14 protein-coding genes are annotated in these 13,998 nt (G+C 72.0%); 8 read left to right on the top strand and 6 right to left on the bottom strand.

All coding sequences use genetic code 11. The annotated features are described in order from the left end of the window. Both M8C13_RS44155 and M8C13_RS44150 read right to left on the bottom strand, forming a co-directional pair. Positions 1–1,604 (bottom strand): penicillin-binding transpeptidase domain-containing protein (locus tag M8C13_RS44155; protein ID WP_252486837.1); only part of this gene is annotated, 1,604 nt, incomplete at its 3' end. Positions 1,605–1,701: 97 nt separating this feature from the next. Next, the gene (locus M8C13_RS44150; RefSeq protein WP_252486836.1) at positions 1,702–2,418 is read right to left on the bottom strand and encodes a sugar isomerase domain-containing protein; all 717 of its coding nucleotides are present in this window, start codon (positions 2,416–2,418) and stop codon (positions 1,702–1,704) included. Positions 2,419–2,567: 149 nt separating this feature from the next. On the opposite strand from M8C13_RS44150, the gene M8C13_RS44145 reads away from it, so the two are divergent. Together M8C13_RS44145 and M8C13_RS44140 are read left to right on the top strand one after the other, a co-directional pair. Further along, complete coding sequence (locus tag M8C13_RS44145; RefSeq protein ID WP_252486840.1) at positions 2,568–3,299, top strand: DeoR/GlpR family DNA-binding transcription regulator; 732 nt, start codon at positions 2,568–2,570, stop codon at positions 3,297–3,299. 58 nt (positions 3,300–3,357) lie between these two features. Next, complete coding sequence (locus tag M8C13_RS44140; RefSeq protein ID WP_252486835.1) at positions 3,358–4,482, top strand: MFS transporter; 1,125 nt, start codon at positions 3,358–3,360, stop codon at positions 4,480–4,482. A 31-nt stretch (positions 4,483–4,513) separates the two neighbouring features. Here the strand turns inward: M8C13_RS44140 and M8C13_RS44135 are convergent, their stop codons facing one another. Beyond that, positions 4,514–5,050: a hypothetical protein gene (locus M8C13_RS44135; protein ID WP_252486834.1), complete on the bottom strand. Its 537-nt coding sequence runs from the start codon at positions 5,048–5,050 to the stop codon at positions 4,514–4,516. After that, the gene (locus M8C13_RS44130) at positions 5,040–6,206 is read right to left on the bottom strand and encodes an APC family permease (RefSeq protein ID WP_308202923.1); all 1,167 of its coding nucleotides are present in this window, start codon (positions 6,204–6,206) and stop codon (positions 5,040–5,042) included. The genes M8C13_RS44135 and M8C13_RS44130 overlap by 11 nt, the downstream gene beginning before the upstream one ends. A 47-nt stretch (positions 6,207–6,253) precedes the next feature. Here M8C13_RS44130 and M8C13_RS44125 point away from each other — a divergent pair, with 47 nt between their 5' ends. The 4 genes from M8C13_RS44125 to hisG all read left to right on the top strand — a co-directional run bounded on the left by M8C13_RS44125 (position 6,254) and on the right by hisG (position 9,938). Continuing rightward, positions 6,254–6,910, top strand: coding sequence for a TetR/AcrR family transcriptional regulator (locus M8C13_RS44125; RefSeq protein ID WP_252486833.1), 657 nt, complete (start codon positions 6,254–6,256; stop codon positions 6,908–6,910). Positions 6,911–6,981: 71 nt separating this feature from the next. Then, positions 6,982–8,736, top strand: coding sequence for an FAD-dependent oxidoreductase (locus tag M8C13_RS44120; RefSeq protein WP_252486832.1), 1,755 nt, complete (start codon positions 6,982–6,984; stop codon positions 8,734–8,736). A gap of 66 nt (positions 8,737–8,802) precedes the next feature. Next, complete coding sequence (locus tag M8C13_RS44115) at positions 8,803–9,066, top strand: phosphoribosyl-ATP diphosphatase (protein ID WP_252486831.1); 264 nt, start codon at positions 8,803–8,805, stop codon at positions 9,064–9,066. A gap of 26 nt (positions 9,067–9,092) precedes the next feature. After that, entirely contained in the window at positions 9,093–9,938 is an 846-nt protein-coding gene (hisG, locus tag M8C13_RS44110) for an ATP phosphoribosyltransferase (protein WP_252486830.1), read from the top strand. Between the two features lie 49 nt (positions 9,939–9,987). On the opposite strand, the gene M8C13_RS44105 is transcribed toward hisG, so the two are convergent. Together M8C13_RS44105 and M8C13_RS44100 are read right to left on the bottom strand one after the other, a co-directional pair. Continuing rightward, positions 9,988–10,809 (bottom strand): N-acetylmuramoyl-L-alanine amidase, encoded by an 822-nt coding sequence (locus M8C13_RS44105; protein ID WP_252486829.1) that lies wholly within the window; start codon positions 10,807–10,809, stop codon positions 9,988–9,990. A gap of 151 nt (positions 10,810–10,960) precedes the next feature. Then, positions 10,961–11,902, bottom strand: a complete 942-nt coding sequence (locus tag M8C13_RS44100; protein WP_374213384.1) for a RecB family exonuclease — start codon at positions 11,900–11,902, stop codon at positions 10,961–10,963. A 77-nt stretch (positions 11,903–11,979) separates the two neighbouring features. Here M8C13_RS44100 and M8C13_RS44095 point away from each other — a divergent pair, with 77 nt between their 5' ends. Further along, positions 11,980–13,119: a site-2 protease family protein gene (locus M8C13_RS44095; protein WP_252486828.1), complete on the top strand. Its 1,140-nt coding sequence runs from the start codon at positions 11,980–11,982 to the stop codon at positions 13,117–13,119. A gap of 58 nt (positions 13,120–13,177) precedes the next feature. Then, a partial coding sequence (locus M8C13_RS44090; protein ID WP_252486827.1) for a tRNA (adenine-N1)-methyltransferase occupies positions 13,178–13,998 on the top strand: 821 nt, incomplete at its 3' end.

The following is a 13,998-nucleotide window of genomic DNA, read 5'->3' as shown; positions in this document are numbered from 1 at the left end:
AAGCCCTTCAAGAACTCGCCGGTCATGCCCACCGCGGCCTTGGAACTGCCCGCGTCCTCGATCAGTACCGCGAAGGCCACATTGCCGCGGAATCCGGCGAACCACCCGTGTGACTGCGTCCCGTCCCCGAACTGTGCCGTGCCCGTCTTACCATGCACCGCACCAAATCCGCTCAACCCCTTCGCGGTCCCAGTGGTGACCACCTCCCGCATCATCCCCTTCAACTGCCCCGCCACCCCGGACGGCAGTGGCGTGGCCGCCTTGTTCACCGCGGTCTGCTGTCCGCGGACCAGGATTGGCACGGGAGGTTTGCCGTTGTTGGCGATGGTGGCGCAAACCAAAGCCATACCGAACGGGCTGGTCTGCACGGTCCCCTGCCCAAAGCTGGCTTCCACCTGGGCGGCACCCGCCGCGGGAGTGGGGACGTTGCCGGTGTTGGTCTTGATGCCGGGGACGTCGAAGTCCGCGCCGATGCCGAGTTGGCGGGCGGCGTCCGGGAGGGCGGTGGTGGGGAGGTCGGCGGCGAGGTTGGCGAAGGTGGTGTTGCAGGAGTGGGCGAACGCCTTGCGGAGGGGGACCTCGCCCAGGTCGAACTTCTCGTCGTTGCGGACTCGGCGTTGTTTGATGGTTTCTTCGCTGGGGCAGGGCAGGACGGTGCCCGGGTCGGCTTTGGCCGCTTGGAGGACCGCGGCGGCGGTGGCGATCTTGAAGGTGGAGCCGGGGGCGTACAGGCCGCTCAGGGCTGGGACGCCTTTGGTGTCGGCTGCCGTGTTTTGGGCGATGGCCAGTAGTTCGCCGGTGTTGCGCATGGCCACGATCATCGCGGGGCGTTTTTCGCTGTTGACCGCTTTCTGTGCGGCCGACTGCACCTGGGGGAGCAGGGTGATGCCGACGTTCTTGGCCGCCTTGCCCTTGTGCTCGGCCAGTACCGCGGCCTGTTTGCCGTCCGGCTCCTTGACCACCAGCTGCCAGCTCGTCTCGCCCTTGAGGTCGCCGGCCAGCGCTCGGCGCACGGCGGGCAGCACCGACGGGGACAGGTCGTTGTCGGCTACCGGTTTGCCGTCGCCGCCCAGGAGCTCGCCATCACCGCTGGCCGTGGTCAGCGACAGGGTCCGGCCCGCGGTGAGCTGGGGGTGCAGGGCCTCCGGGGTCCAGCGCACGGCCCAGCGGTTGTGCTCCTTGCGCAGCTTCAGCTCGTGTTCGTACTCCCACACCCGGCCGCCCTCGAACTCCCAGCGGGCGGTGAAGGGCACCGTGAGCTCGGTGTCCTCCGGCTTGGGCTGGGGCGGGGCCTTCGGTTTGGCCAGGATCTTGACCGGGCGGCTTTCCGGGGCGGGGTTGCGCAGGGACTTCAGGGCCGGTTCGGCCGCGCCCCGGTTGTCGGTCAGGGCGGCTGAGCTGCTGATGTCGTTGTTGGCGAAGGCGGAGAGGAAGCCGTTGGCCGCCTCCGTCGCCGACACGGGGGACCTGCTCGGGGTGGACGAGCTGGGTTTCTCCTCCGCCTCGCCCGGTCCCCACAGCACCAGCACCCCGGCCGCGGCGGCGACCGCGGTGACCACCGCCCCGCCGGTTAACACCCAGGTGCGCGCACGCTTGCTGACCAAGTGAATCCCCCCAAATCCGGTGCGGGCTTCTACCACCCGCACCGGGGGACACTAGCCAGTACTTGAGCATCTGCTCAATAGGTAGTTCTACTTCGGGTCATTCGAGCACGGGGATCAGCGGCTGGTAGCGGGTCATCAGGCTCTTGTTCGCCTCGTCGCCGCCGACCATGTTCGCGCTGCGCCACAGCGGCAGCTGGATGTCGGCCTTGGTCGCCGCGTCGTGCAGGCCGACCAGCAGCAGGTTCCACAGGAAGCCGTTGGCCAGCGAGGACAGCGGGGCGGTGGCGGGGGCGTCGGCGGGGTAGCTGGCGTCGCCGACCCGGACCAGGTTGTCCAGGACCACCGTGGACTCCGCGGCCAGGGTGGTGCCGGAGCGGATCGGCGCGGCGGCGCTGGCCTCGCGGGAGGTCACCGCGACCACCGGGCGGCCCGCGGCGACCGCGGCCTTGGCCAGCTCCACGGGGTAGGGGTTGACGCCGGAGGTGGAGAAGACGATCAGCAGGTCGTCCGGGCCGAAGGGCTGCTCGCCCAGGGTCTCGGCGGCCAGGCCGGAGCGGCGCTCGGCCGTGGTGCTGGCCCTGGCGCCGTGCATCGGCAGCAGTTCCGGGTGGTAGATCGGGCGCACGTTGGCCAGGCCGCCCGCGCGGTAGAAGGTCTCGGCCACCGCGGCCAGCGAGTGCCCGGCCCCGGCGGTGTGGATCAGGCCGTCGGCGCGGACCACCTCCAGCAACAGGTCCACGACCTGCGCTACCGCCTCGGCGTTGGCCTCCTCCACCCGCTGGAGGTGCTCGTGCACGGTGGCTGCGTATCCCATGGGGCTCCGTCCGGGTCCGGCGAAAGTGGTCCATACCACTCTGCCGTCCGTGTCAAGATCCGTTCATCCCATGTTCCTCTTGAAACCGGTTGCGCAGCAAACAACACCTGTGTTCGTATGAACAGGTGGAAAGTGTGCAACGGCACGAGATGATCCTGACCGCTCTCCGGGAGCGCTCCCGGATGACGGTAGCGGACCTGGCCGAGCTCACCCAGTGTTCGGAGATGACCATTCGCCGCGATCTTGACGCGCTGGAGCGGGATGGCCTGCTCCGCCGGGTGCGCGGGGCCGCGGTGAGCATGCTGGCCGGTGAGGAGACCCCGTTCGCGGTGCGCACCCGCCAGCACGTGGACGCCAAGCGCCGGATCGGGCTGGCCGTGGCCGGGCTGCTCGACGACGGCGAGAGCGTGGTCTTCGACAGCGGCACCACCGCGCTGGAGGCGGCACGGGCCTCCACCGGCCGCCGGCTGACCGTGCTGCCGCTGTCCCTGCACATCGCGGCGGCCTTCGAGCAGGCCGAGCACGTGCGCCAGGTGCTGCCCGGCGGCGATGTGCGCAAACCTGAGCAGGCCTTCATCGGGCCGTTGACGGAGTACGCGCTGGACCGGATGCGCTTCGACACCCTGGTGCTGGGCTGCTGCGGGGTCAGCGGCAAGGACGGGGTGACCGCGTACGACCTGGCCGAGTCCCAGGTCAAGCGGGCCGCGGTGCGCGCCTCGGCGCGGGTCATCGCCGCGGTGGACGCCTCCAAGCTGGGCAGAAGGGCCTTCGCCAGGGTGTGCGAGCTGGACGCGCTGCACGTGCTGGTGACCGACTCGGCTGCCCCGGAAGACGAACTGGACCAACTACGCAAAGCTGGAGTGGAGGTGCATTGTGTCTGAAACCGGCGTGGTCGCTCCTGCGCGATCCGCACGGGCCGCCCGACTCGTGCTGTCGGGGGTGTTCGCCCTGCACGCGACCCTGTTCGCGACCTGGACTCCGTACATCCCGCTGGTGAAGGCCAAGCTCGCGCTCAGCGACGGCCAGCTGGGCATCGCGCTGCTGGGCGGCCCGGTCGGCGCGCTGCTGGCCATCCTGTGCACCGGAGCGCTGGTGTCCTGGCTGGGCAGCCGCCGGGTCATGGTGATCACCGCGATCGGCTACGGCCTCTCCGCGGGACTGCTGGGCCTGGCCGACTCGCTGTTCACGCTGTTCCTCGCGCTGGCGGTGTGGGGGGCGTTCCAGGGTTCGCTGGACGTGGCGATGAACGCGCAGGCGGTGCTGGTGGAGCGGGAGTACGGCCGCTCGGTGATGTCCAGCTTCCACGCCTGCTGGAGCCTGGGCGCGGCCACCGGTGGCGCGCTCGGCGGCCTGGCCATCTCCGTCGGCCTGCCGCTGACCGCGCAGATGCTGCTGGTGGGCGTGCTGGTGCTGATCTTCGTGCCGGCCACGGTGAAGCTGGCGCTGACCGGGGACCGCTCGGCCAAGCACGAGCGCAAGGAGAAGGGCGGGGTGTCCTTCCCGTTCAAGGACGGCAAGCTGCTCGCCCTCGGCGCGCTGATGCTGGCCGCGGTGCTCTGCGAGGGCGCGGCGGCGGAGTGGTCGGCGCTGTACATGAAGGAGAACCTGGGCACCTCGCCCGCCTTCGCCGGGTTCGCCTTCAGCGCCTTCGCGCTGAGCATGTTCCTGGGCCGGGCCATGGGCGACCGCTGGGTGGTCCGCTTCGGCGGCCGCGCGGTGGTCGGCACGCTGGCCGCGGTCGCGGTGGTGGTCTTCACCGCGGCCCTGCTCATCGGGCACCCGTGGGCGGCGCTGCTGGGCTTCGCCACCCTGGGACTCGGCGTGGCCTGCGCGGTACCGGTGGTCTTCAGCAGCGCCGCCGCGCTGCCCGGACGCCATGCCGCACAGGCGATCGCGGCGGTGTCCGCGGCGGCCTGGCCCGGCTTCCTGCTGGGCCCGCCGATGATCGGCGGGCTGGCCCAGGCCTTCACCCTGCCGGTGGCGCTGTTCGTGCTGCCGCTGCTGTGCGTCGGCGTGCTGGTCGGCGCCCGGTTCACCTTGCGGGGCAAGGAAAGCAGCTCCTGATCCGGGTGGGGCGCCACCGCGCCCCACCCGGTCACCAGGACCAGAGGAAGCCCAGCCAGGGGGCCTCGGGGGCGGCCTGGCGCCATTCCAGGCTGCTCGCGCACGGGGCGGCGTCCAGGCGGCGCAGGGCCAGCGTGATCCGGTCCTGGCTCTCCGCGAGGTCCAGGTTCACCACCACCGCCCGGTCGGTCCCGGACAGCACACCGGAGCTGGCCCGGCCGTTGGCGCTCAGCGTCCAGCCGATCTCGCTGTCCGGGCACTCGGCGCGGTCCCTGACCAGCACCCCGCCCAGGTGGTCGGTGTCGCTGCGGCTGGTGGTCCAGGTGGTGCTGAGACTGCCGTGCGCGGCCAGCCGCCAGCGGTAGTCCCGTTCCCTCGGACAGGGCAGCACCCCGTCCAGGCCCATGGCGGCCCGGCAGGTGTAGGTGGCCTCCTCGGCAGGCACCGCGCCCTCGGCGTAGCTGAGCTGTGGCCGCAGGTGCGGGGCGGCGATCAACGCCAGCAGCCCGGTGACCAACAGGGCCACCATCGTCAGCGCTGACAGGACGAGCAGCCGTTCACCACGCACCACCGCCCCAGATCAGCACACCGGCGAGCAGGACACAACCGACAAGTCCGGCAATCGGGATCCAGCGGGGCGGCCGGAACTCCGGTTCCAGGGTCCAGGCCGCGGCGTTGGCCACCGCGTAGTAGAGCAGCACGCCGAAGGAGGACAGCCCGATGGCCTGCCGCAACTCCAGCGCCGCCGCCGCGCTCGCCGCGATCACCCCGACCACCAGTTCGGCGTGGTGCGGGACCCGGTGCTTGGGGTGCACCGCGGCCAGCCAGCGTGGCAGGTTCCCGTCCCGGGCCATCGCCAGCGCGGTCCTGGACACGCCCAGGACCAGCGCGAGCAGCGAGCCGAGCGCGGCCACCGCGCCGAGGATCGCGATCAGCCAGCCGTGCTCCCGCAGCGGCGTGGCCTCCAGGACGGTGCGCAGCGGCGCGGGGGAGGCGGCCAGCCCGGCCGCGCCGACGGTGGCCAGCGCGGCCACCGCGAGCAGCGCGTAGACCGCCAGCGCGATGCCCAGGGCGAGCGGGACCGCGCGGGTGAGGGTGCGGCGCGGGTCGGTGACCTCCTCGCCGAGGGTGGCGATCCGGGCGTACCCGGCGAAGGCGAAGAACAGCAGCGCGGCCGCGGTCAGCACGCCGGTCGGGGAGTGCGGGACCAGCCGCTCGGCCTGCGGCGACCCGGTGGTCAGCGCCAGCACCGCCAGGCCCACCAGGGAGACCAGCACGATCGTGACCACCACCCTGGCCAGCCGCGCGCCGCGCTGCACGCCGAAGTAGTTCAGCGCGGTCAGCCCGAGCACCGCGGCCACCGCCACCGGCCGCGCGTAGGACGGCCACAGGTACTGCCCCACGGTCAGCGCCATGGCCGCGCAGCTGGCGGTCTTGCCCAGCAGGAAGCACCAGCCCGCCAGGTTGCCCCACAGCGGGCCCAGCCGCTCGCGGCCGAAGACGTAGGCCCCGCCGGAGGTCGGGTAGCGCAGCGCCAGGCGCAGGGTGGAGGTGGCGTTGCAGTAGGCGATCAGCGCGGCCAGTGCCAGCGCGGGCAGCAGCCCCGCGCCCGCGGCCGCGGCGGCCGGGCCGAACACGCTGAACACCCCCGCGCCCACCATCGCGGCCAGTCCGACGGTCACCGCGTCGGCGGCACCCAGCCGCCGCGCCAGAGGAGCACTCACGGGTGCATGATCCACCCTCCCGCCCCGAGGGTTACCATCAACGTGTTGTGAACACTGGTCGGGGAGACGAAAAGCGCAGGTCGACGCGTCGGGAGCTGCTCGCTGACACGGCGATCGAGGTGCTCGCGCGCGAGGGTGGCCGAGGGCTGACCCACCGCGCGGTCGACCGTGCCGCCGAGGTACCGCTGGGCACCACCAAGAACTACTTCCCGACCCGCGACGCGCTGCTGGCCGCCGCGGCCCGCCGGATGGCCGACGAGCACGGCGAGGCGGTGCAGCGGCTGCGCGAGACCACCCCGGCAGGCGTGACGCCCAGCCAGGTCAGCGAGCTGTACCCGGCGCTGCTGCACCGGGCACTGCAGGGCGACCGCACCCAGATCCTGGCCATGTTCGAGCTGTACCTGGAGGGCGTGCGCCGCCCCGAGGTGCGCGCCGCGCTCGGTGAGATGGTGCACGCCAACGCCGCGGCCATCGCCGAGGTGCACCGGGCCGCCGGGCTGGGCACCACCACCAAGGACGCCGGGCTGCTGGACGCCTACCTGCTCGGCGTGGCCATCTCGCTGCTCGCGCTGCCCTCGGACACCCTGCGCGCGGTCGGCATGGACGACCCGTACGGGTTGGGTCTTGGGCTGTTCGCGGCGGTCGTGCCCGGACTGGACCAGCCGGAGGACACGGACCGCGACGGGCAAGCCGAACACGCCTGATCAGGTCCAGCCGATCGGGCACTGTCCGCTCATCCCCGCCTCTGCCTAGGGTTTTGCCCAGGGGTGTGATCATGGGTGGTTTGTCACGGCGGAGCTTGCTCGCCGGCGGTGTGGCACTGGGCGGCGCGGCCGCGCTCGGCCTGGGCGCGGGACAAGCGGCAGGGCGATCGCCCAGGGCGAGTGCCGGGTCGGTGCTCGTGCTGGGCGGCGGCATCGGCGGGCTGACCGCCGCGCACGAGCTGGCCGAACGCGGGTTCGCGGTCACCGTGCTGGAACGCAAGGAGCTCGGCGGCAAGGCGCGCAGCATCCCGGTGCCCGGCACCGGTCAGGGCGGTCGCCCTGATCTGCCCGGCGAGCACGGTTTCCGGTTCTTCCCCGGCTTCTACCGCAACCTGCCGGACACGCTGCGCCGGATCCCGTTCCCCGGCAACCGCAACGGCGTGCACGACAACCTGGTGGACGGCTCGATGTTCCGGCTGGCCCGCACCGGCGGCCGGTTCGACCTGTTCGTGCCGCTGAAGCTGCCCTTCCCCAGCCTGGACCCCTCGGTGCTGCTGCCCGCGCTGATCGCGCTGCTGGACACCGCGCTGCGGCTGCCGCCCTGGGAGACCGCGCACTTCGCCAACCGCCTGGTCGTCTACCTGACCAGCGGCGACGAGCGGCGGCTCGGCCAGTGGGAGCGCACCCCGTGGTGGGACTTCCTGGGCGCGCGCTCGCGCTCGGCGGAGTACGGGCGGATCTTCGGCATCGGCCTGACCAGGCTGCTGGTCGCGATGCGCGCGGAGGAGGCCAGCTCGCACACCGTCGGCCTGATCCTGGAGGCCTTCCTCAACACCGCGCTGGGCCGCGGCAACGACGGCGCGGTGGACCGGGTGCTCAACGCGCCCACCAACGAGGCCTGGATCGACCCGTGGATCACCCACCTGCGCTCCCTCGGCGTGCGCTTCCAGACCGGCGCCGCGGAACGCCTGCACTGTGCGGGCGGCCGGATCACCGGGGTCACCGTGCGCACCGCGGCCGGCCGCACCCAGGTGAGCGCGGACCACTACGTCAGCGCCGTGCCGGTGGAGCGGGCGCTGCCGCTGTGGGGACCCGAGGTGCTGGCCGCCGACCCCCGGCTGCGGCTGGTCGGCGAGCTGCGCACGGAGTGGATGAACGGGGTGATGTTCTACCTGCGGCGCAAGCTGCCACTGGTGCACGGGCACGTCAGCTACGTGGACACGCCCTGGGCGCTCACCTCGGTCAGCCAGGCCCAGTTCTGGCGCGGCGGCGACCTCACCCGCTACGGCGACGGCAGCGTCCAGGACTGCCTGTCCACGATCATCTCCAACTGGGACGCCCCCGGCATCGTGCACCGCAAGCCAGCCCGGTTCTGCACCCGCCAACAGCTGCACGAGGAGGTCATCGCGCAGCTGGAGGCCAGCCTGGAGGACACCGGGGAGAACCTGCTGCGCCCGGCCGACGTGCACTCCTGGTTCCTGGACCCGGCGATCACCGAGCTGGGCGCGCCGGGCGGGGCGCGCAGCGACGAGCCGCTGCTGATCAACCCGGTGGACTCCTGGGCCCGCCGCCCGGACGCGGCCACCAGGATCCCGAACCTGTTCCTGGCCGCGGACTTCGTGCGCAACAACGTCAACCTGGCCACCATGGAAGGGGCCAACGAGGCCGGGCGGCTGGCCGCGAACGCGGTGCTGGACGCGGCCGGGTCCAGCGCGCCGCGGGCCCGGCTGTTCACCCTGTTCCGCGCGCCCGAGCTGAGGGGACTTCAGGAGGAGGACACCCGGCGTTTCCGCGCCGGCCTGCCCAACCTGTTCGACCAGGGCTGAGCCGCTGGTCACACCCCGGCCCCCAGCGATCGTGCCAGGCGGGCGGGGATGGAAGGATTCAGTGCCGTGAAGACGTTCGACCAGCTGTTCGCCGAGCTCACCGAGCGGGCGAAGACCCGGCCAGAGGGCTCGGGCACCGTCGCGGCGCTGGATGCCGGGGTGCACGCCCAGGGCAAGAAGGTGCTCGAAGAGGCCGGGGAGGTGTGGCTGGCCGCCGAACACGAGTCCGATGAGGAGCTCGCCGAGGAGATCTCCCAGCTGCTCTACCGCCTCCAGGTGCTCATGATCGGCCGGGGGCTCACCCTGGACGACGTCTACCGGTATCTCTGACCACCACAACCACGGAGTAGGACGCCATGTTGCGTGTCGCGGTGCCCAACAAGGGCACGCTGTCCGGTTTCGCCAGCGAGATGCTTGCCGAGGCGGGTTACCGGGGCCGGCATGAGCAGCGCGACCTGACCGTGCTCGACCCGGTCAACGACGTCGAGTTCTTCTTCCTGCGCCCCAAGGACATCGCCATCTACGTCGGCTCCGGCGAGCTGGACATGGGGATCACCGGCCGGGACCTCGCGCTGGACTCCGGCGCGCCGGTCACCGAACGGCTCGCGCTGGGCTTCGGCGGCTCCACCTTCCGCTACGCGGGCACCGCGGGCCGGGAGTGGACGGTCAAGGACCTCGACGGCAAGCGGGTGGCCACGGCCTACCCGAGGCTGGTCAGGGCGAGCCTGGCCGAGCACGGGGTCAGCGCCGAGGTGATCCGCCTGGACGGCGCGGTGGAGATCTCCATCCAGCTCGGCGTGGCCGACGCGGTGGCCGACGTGGTCGGCTCCGGCCGCACCCTGCGCCAGCACGGCCTGGTGGCCTTCGGCGACCCGATCTGCGTGTCCGAGGCGATCCTGGTGGAGCGCGCGGGCGCGGCCGAGACGCCGGAGAAGGCGCAGCTGGCGGCCCGGATCCAGGGCGTGGTCTTCGCCCAGCAGTACCTGATGCTGGACTACGACTGCCCGCGCACGCTGCTGGACGACGCGGTGAACCTGACCCCGGGTCTGGAGTCGCCGACGGTGGCCCCGCTGGCCGACCCGCAGTGGGTGGCGGTGCGGGCGATGGTGCCGCGCAAGGAAGCGAACCTGATCATGGACCGGCTGGCCGCGCTGGGCGCCAAGGCGGTGCTGACCTCGGACATCCGCTCCTGCCGGCTCTGAACGAAGCGACGGCACCCCGGCCAACTGGCTGGGGTGCCGTCGTCGTTCGTCAGGCCTTGCGGCGGCTCAGCTCGGCCGAGGCCGCCTTGGCCAGCAGCTCCAGGTCGGCGTCGGAGAGCTCGCCCACCTCGGGCAGCCCCTCGTTCGCCGCCGCCTTGCTGATCAGCTGGGCCAGTTGGCCCGCGTGCCGGACGCCCTCGACGCCGGGACGGAGCAGTTCGAGCAGCTCCTCCACCGCGCCTTTGACGTCGTTGAGCATCGCCGCGGTGCGGCCCGCCTTGCGCTTGCCCGCCTCGCCGAGCAGGACCGCGTTCGCGGCCTCCAGCACGACGGCCTGGTCGTGATCGGACAGAGCCATGAAAACACCCCCGTGTGAACTGGAACCACCGGCTTTGGCCATCACCAGGTCCCAGGGAAAATTAGGTCCGGGATCCCAGTGGGAGCCCTCTTTCTTGCCCACCGTCCAGTCGTGGTGCCCGATGACCCCGGACTCGCCGGCCGCTACCTGGGCCGGGGTGAGCTTGCGCAGCGGGATGCCCCGCGCGCGGCAGCGTTCGCCGATCCACTGCGCGGTGAGTTCCAGCATCCGTGGGTGCTGGAGCCATTCCGCCCTGCTCCACTTGGCGAATCCGCACAGCTCGGCGTTGTCACTGATCGGATTCCCGGAGCGCAGTGTCCACGCTGCCCGGTCGTAGTTGACGTACTGCTCGATCCGCCGGTCGTCGATGCCGACGTGGCTGGATGCCTGCGTCTTGCCCTGAAAGAACCGGCCGAGTGACTCGACCGTGCGGGCGCCCTCCGCGGTGTGCACCACGACGAGCCGGACCCGGGCGCCCCCGCGCCCGCTGTGATGCGGAGATGGAATCCCCATGCTTCCCCCTGGCAATGATCGAATTACGCCGGGAAACGGATACCGGCGAACCGATGACTCCGTTATAGCGAAACGATCTAGGGGGTGCGCGGGAATTGCGCGGAACCTCGGGCGAATAGCCGAATGCGTGCCCAATGGTGCAGTTGGCGGATCAGTCCGTCCGGTCCAGCACGGTCTCGGCTTCCGCGGCGGGCTCCGGCCAGCCGGGATAGGCGGGCGGGGTGCCGCCGAACTCCGGGCACAGCGCCTTGTGGTTGCAGTAGTCGCACAACCGGCTGCGGCTGGGCCGGAAGTCGCCGGTGCGGCCCGCGGTCAGGATCGCCTGCCAGATCGCGGAGACCAGGCGCTCGAAACGGCGCAGCTCGGCCTCGTCCGGGGTGTACTTCAGCGTCTCCCGGTTGGCCAGGTACATCAGCTGGAGCTGCCGCGGCACCACGCCACGCAGCTTCCACAGCGCGAGCGCGTAGAACTTCATCTGGAACAGCGCCTTGGCCTCGCCGATCTCCCGCGGCGCCGCGCCGGTCTTGTAGTCGACCACCCGGATCTCGCCGGTGGGGGCCACGTCCAGGCGGTCGATGTAGCCGCGCAGCAGGACCCCGTTGTCCAGCTCGGTCTCCACCAGCAGCTCGCAGGCCTCCGGCTGCAGGCGGCGCGGGTCCTCCAAGCCGAAGTAGGCGTCGACCAGGCCGCGCGCGGAGTTCAGCCAGGGCTCCTGCTCCGGGTCGTCCGCGCCGGTGAACAGCTCCTCGGCCAGCTCGGGCCGCTCCTGCTGCAACCGCTGCCAGGCCGGTTCGACCAGCGCGTGCGCGGTGGCAGGCACCCGCTCGGCGGCCGGCTTGGCGAAGAGCTCCTCCAGCACCGCGTGCACCAGCGTGCCGCGCACCTGGGCCTTGGTGGCCTTCTCCGGCAGCCGGTCCACCGCGCGGAAGCGGTAGAGCAGCGGGCACTGCTTGAAGTCACCGGCCCTGGACGGGGACAGCGCGAGCCTGCGCACGGCCTGCCTCGGCGCCGGCACCTGTGCCTGCGCCTCGCCGAGGGCGGGCTCGGTCGAGGGCGTCGCATCCCGCGCGGTATCGGTCACGCTCAGCACCATAAGCCAGGCCCCTGACAGCGGTGCGTGCGGAGCGCCGTCACGTCGACACCACATGCCAAGACCTAGGCTCACCGGTCGTGACGACCATCCACGGCCGCGGCGGCCGTCCGCGCCTGCGTGACGGTGGCCTGCTGCTGGGCCGGGTCGGCGGCGTGCCGGTGCTGCTGGCCCACTCCTGGTGGCTGCTGGCGGTGGCGATCGTGGTGCTGTACACGCCGCTGGTGGAGATGCTGGTGCCCGGCACCGGCCTGGTCACCTCGGTGCTGCTGGCCGCCGCGTTCGCGGTGCTGCTGGCGGTGTCGGTGCTGCTGCACGAACTGGGCCACTGCGTGGTGGCGCTGCGCCTTGGCCTGCCGGTGCGCCGGGTCCGGCTGCAACTGCTGGGCGGCGCGGCCGAGCTGGTCCGCACCCCGAGCAAACCGGGCCAGGAGGGCTGGGTCGCCGCCGCGGGACCCGCGGTGTCGGTCGGCCTGGCCGCGCTGGCCGGACTGGCCCTGCTGCTCGTCCGCGACGGCGGCGTGCTGTGGCTGCTGGTGCTCCAGGTCGCGGTGGCCAACGCCGCGGTCGCCGTGGTCAACCTGTTGCCCGGCCTGCCCCTGGACGGCGGCCGGGTGCTGCGTGCCCTGGTGTGGGCGGCCACCGGCAAGCGGATGACCGGCACCAGGGTCGCGGTGGTCGGCGCGGGCGTGGTGGCCGCGGCGATGGTCTGGTGGGCGGTGATGGGCCTGGCCGCGAACACCCCTGACCGGTGGCTGCGGCTGGCGGTGTGCGTGCTGATGGCCTGGTTCGTGGTGATCGGCGCCGGCGCGGAGATGGCCAACGAGCAGCAGCGCACCTGGCCGGAGGGCCTGACCCTGGCCGCCCTGGTCCGCCCCATCCTGCAACTGCCTGCGGAAAGCCCGGTCGCCGACGCCCTGGACGCCTCCGCTGGCCGGGGCGTGGTCCTGGTCCGCGCCGACGGCGTGGCCGCGGGCTTGCTGGACGCCGCCATGGCCGCCCGCCTGGCCGCGACCAGCCCCCTGGCCCCAGCGGAGCGGGCCGCCGAGCCGATCAACGCCGAGACGGTCATCCTGGACTCCGAACCCGGCGAGGAGATCATCGACCGGGTGCGCGGCACCGCGGCGTGGCAGTTCCTGGTCGTCGACGAGGACGGCCGCCCGGCCGGGGTATTGCACCGCGAGGACCTGCGGGACGCCCTGCGCCGACGCCGGGGCTAGGATCGTGCGCCAGCTTGAGTAGGCGCACGTCGCGCCAGTAGTGCGGAGGTAACACCCGGTGAGTTCCACCAGCGGCCCGTTCCAGCCCGGCGACCGGGTGCAACTCACCGACCCGAAGGGCCGCAAGTACACCGTTGTCCTGGAAGAAGGCAAGGAGTACCACACCCACCGCGGCGCCATCCCGCACGACGCCCTGATCGGTCAGCCCGAGGGCTCGGTGGTCAACTCCGTCGGCGGCACCACCTTCCTCGCCCTGCGCCCCCTGCTCTCGGACTACGTGCTGTCCATGCCCAGGGGCGCCCAGGTCATCTACCCCAAGGACGCCGCCCAGATCCTGATGTGGGGCGACATCTTCCCCGGCGCCCGGGTCCTGGAAGCAGGCGCAGGCAGCGGCGCCCTCACCTGCTCCCTGCTCCGCGCGGTAGGCGAGAAGGGCAGCGTCACCTCCTGGGAGATCCGCGAGGACCACCGCGAACACGCCGAACGCAACGTCACCCGCTTCTTCGGCGAGGTCCCGCCCAACTGGACCCTCACCCTGGGCGACGTCAGCGAGTACGACGGCGGCGAGGTGGACCGGGTGATCCTGGACATGCTGGCCCCGTGGGACGTCCTGCCCACCATCGCCAGCAAACTGATCCCCGGCGGCGTGCTGGTGGTCTACGTGGCCACCACGACGCAGCTGTCCAAGGTGACGGAAGCGTTGCGGGAACAGGAGATGTGGACCGAGCCCCAGGCCTTCGAGACCCTGATGCGGCCCTGGCACGTGGTGGGCCTGGCGGTCCGCCCGGAACACCGGATGGTGGGACACACGGCGTTCCTGCTGACGGCCCGGAAACTGGCCGACGGCGTGATCACACCAAAGCCGCAGCGCCGGCCGAG

The sequence above is a fragment of the Crossiella sp. SN42 genome (assembly GCF_023897065.1).
GTDB lineage: Bacteria > Actinomycetota > Actinomycetes > Mycobacteriales > Pseudonocardiaceae > Crossiella.
Note: the sequence above shows the minus strand (reverse complement) of the source record. Positions and strands in the feature narration are given on the sequence as shown.

Bases quoted from the DNA above. Each gene is read 5' to 3' on its own strand.
- M8C13_RS44100 (WP_374213384.1), bottom strand. From the start codon at position 11,902: ATGGTGCTGAGCGTGACCGATACCGCGCGGGATGCGACGCCCTCGACC.
- M8C13_RS44105 (WP_252486829.1), bottom strand. From the start codon at position 10,809: ATGGGGATTCCATCTCCGCATCACAGCGGGCGCGGGGGCGCCCGGGTC.
- M8C13_RS44120 (WP_252486832.1), top strand. From the start codon at position 6,982: ATGGGTGGTTTGTCACGGCGGAGCTTGCTCGCCGGCGGTGTGGCACTG.
- M8C13_RS44145 (WP_252486840.1), top strand. From the start codon at position 2,568: ATGATCCTGACCGCTCTCCGGGAGCGCTCCCGGATGACGGTAGCGGAC.
- M8C13_RS44150 (WP_252486836.1), bottom strand. From the start codon at position 2,418: ATGGGATACGCAGCCACCGTGCACGAGCACCTCCAGCGGGTGGAGGAG.
- hisG (WP_252486830.1), top strand. From the start codon at position 9,093: ATGTTGCGTGTCGCGGTGCCCAACAAGGGCACGCTGTCCGGTTTCGCC.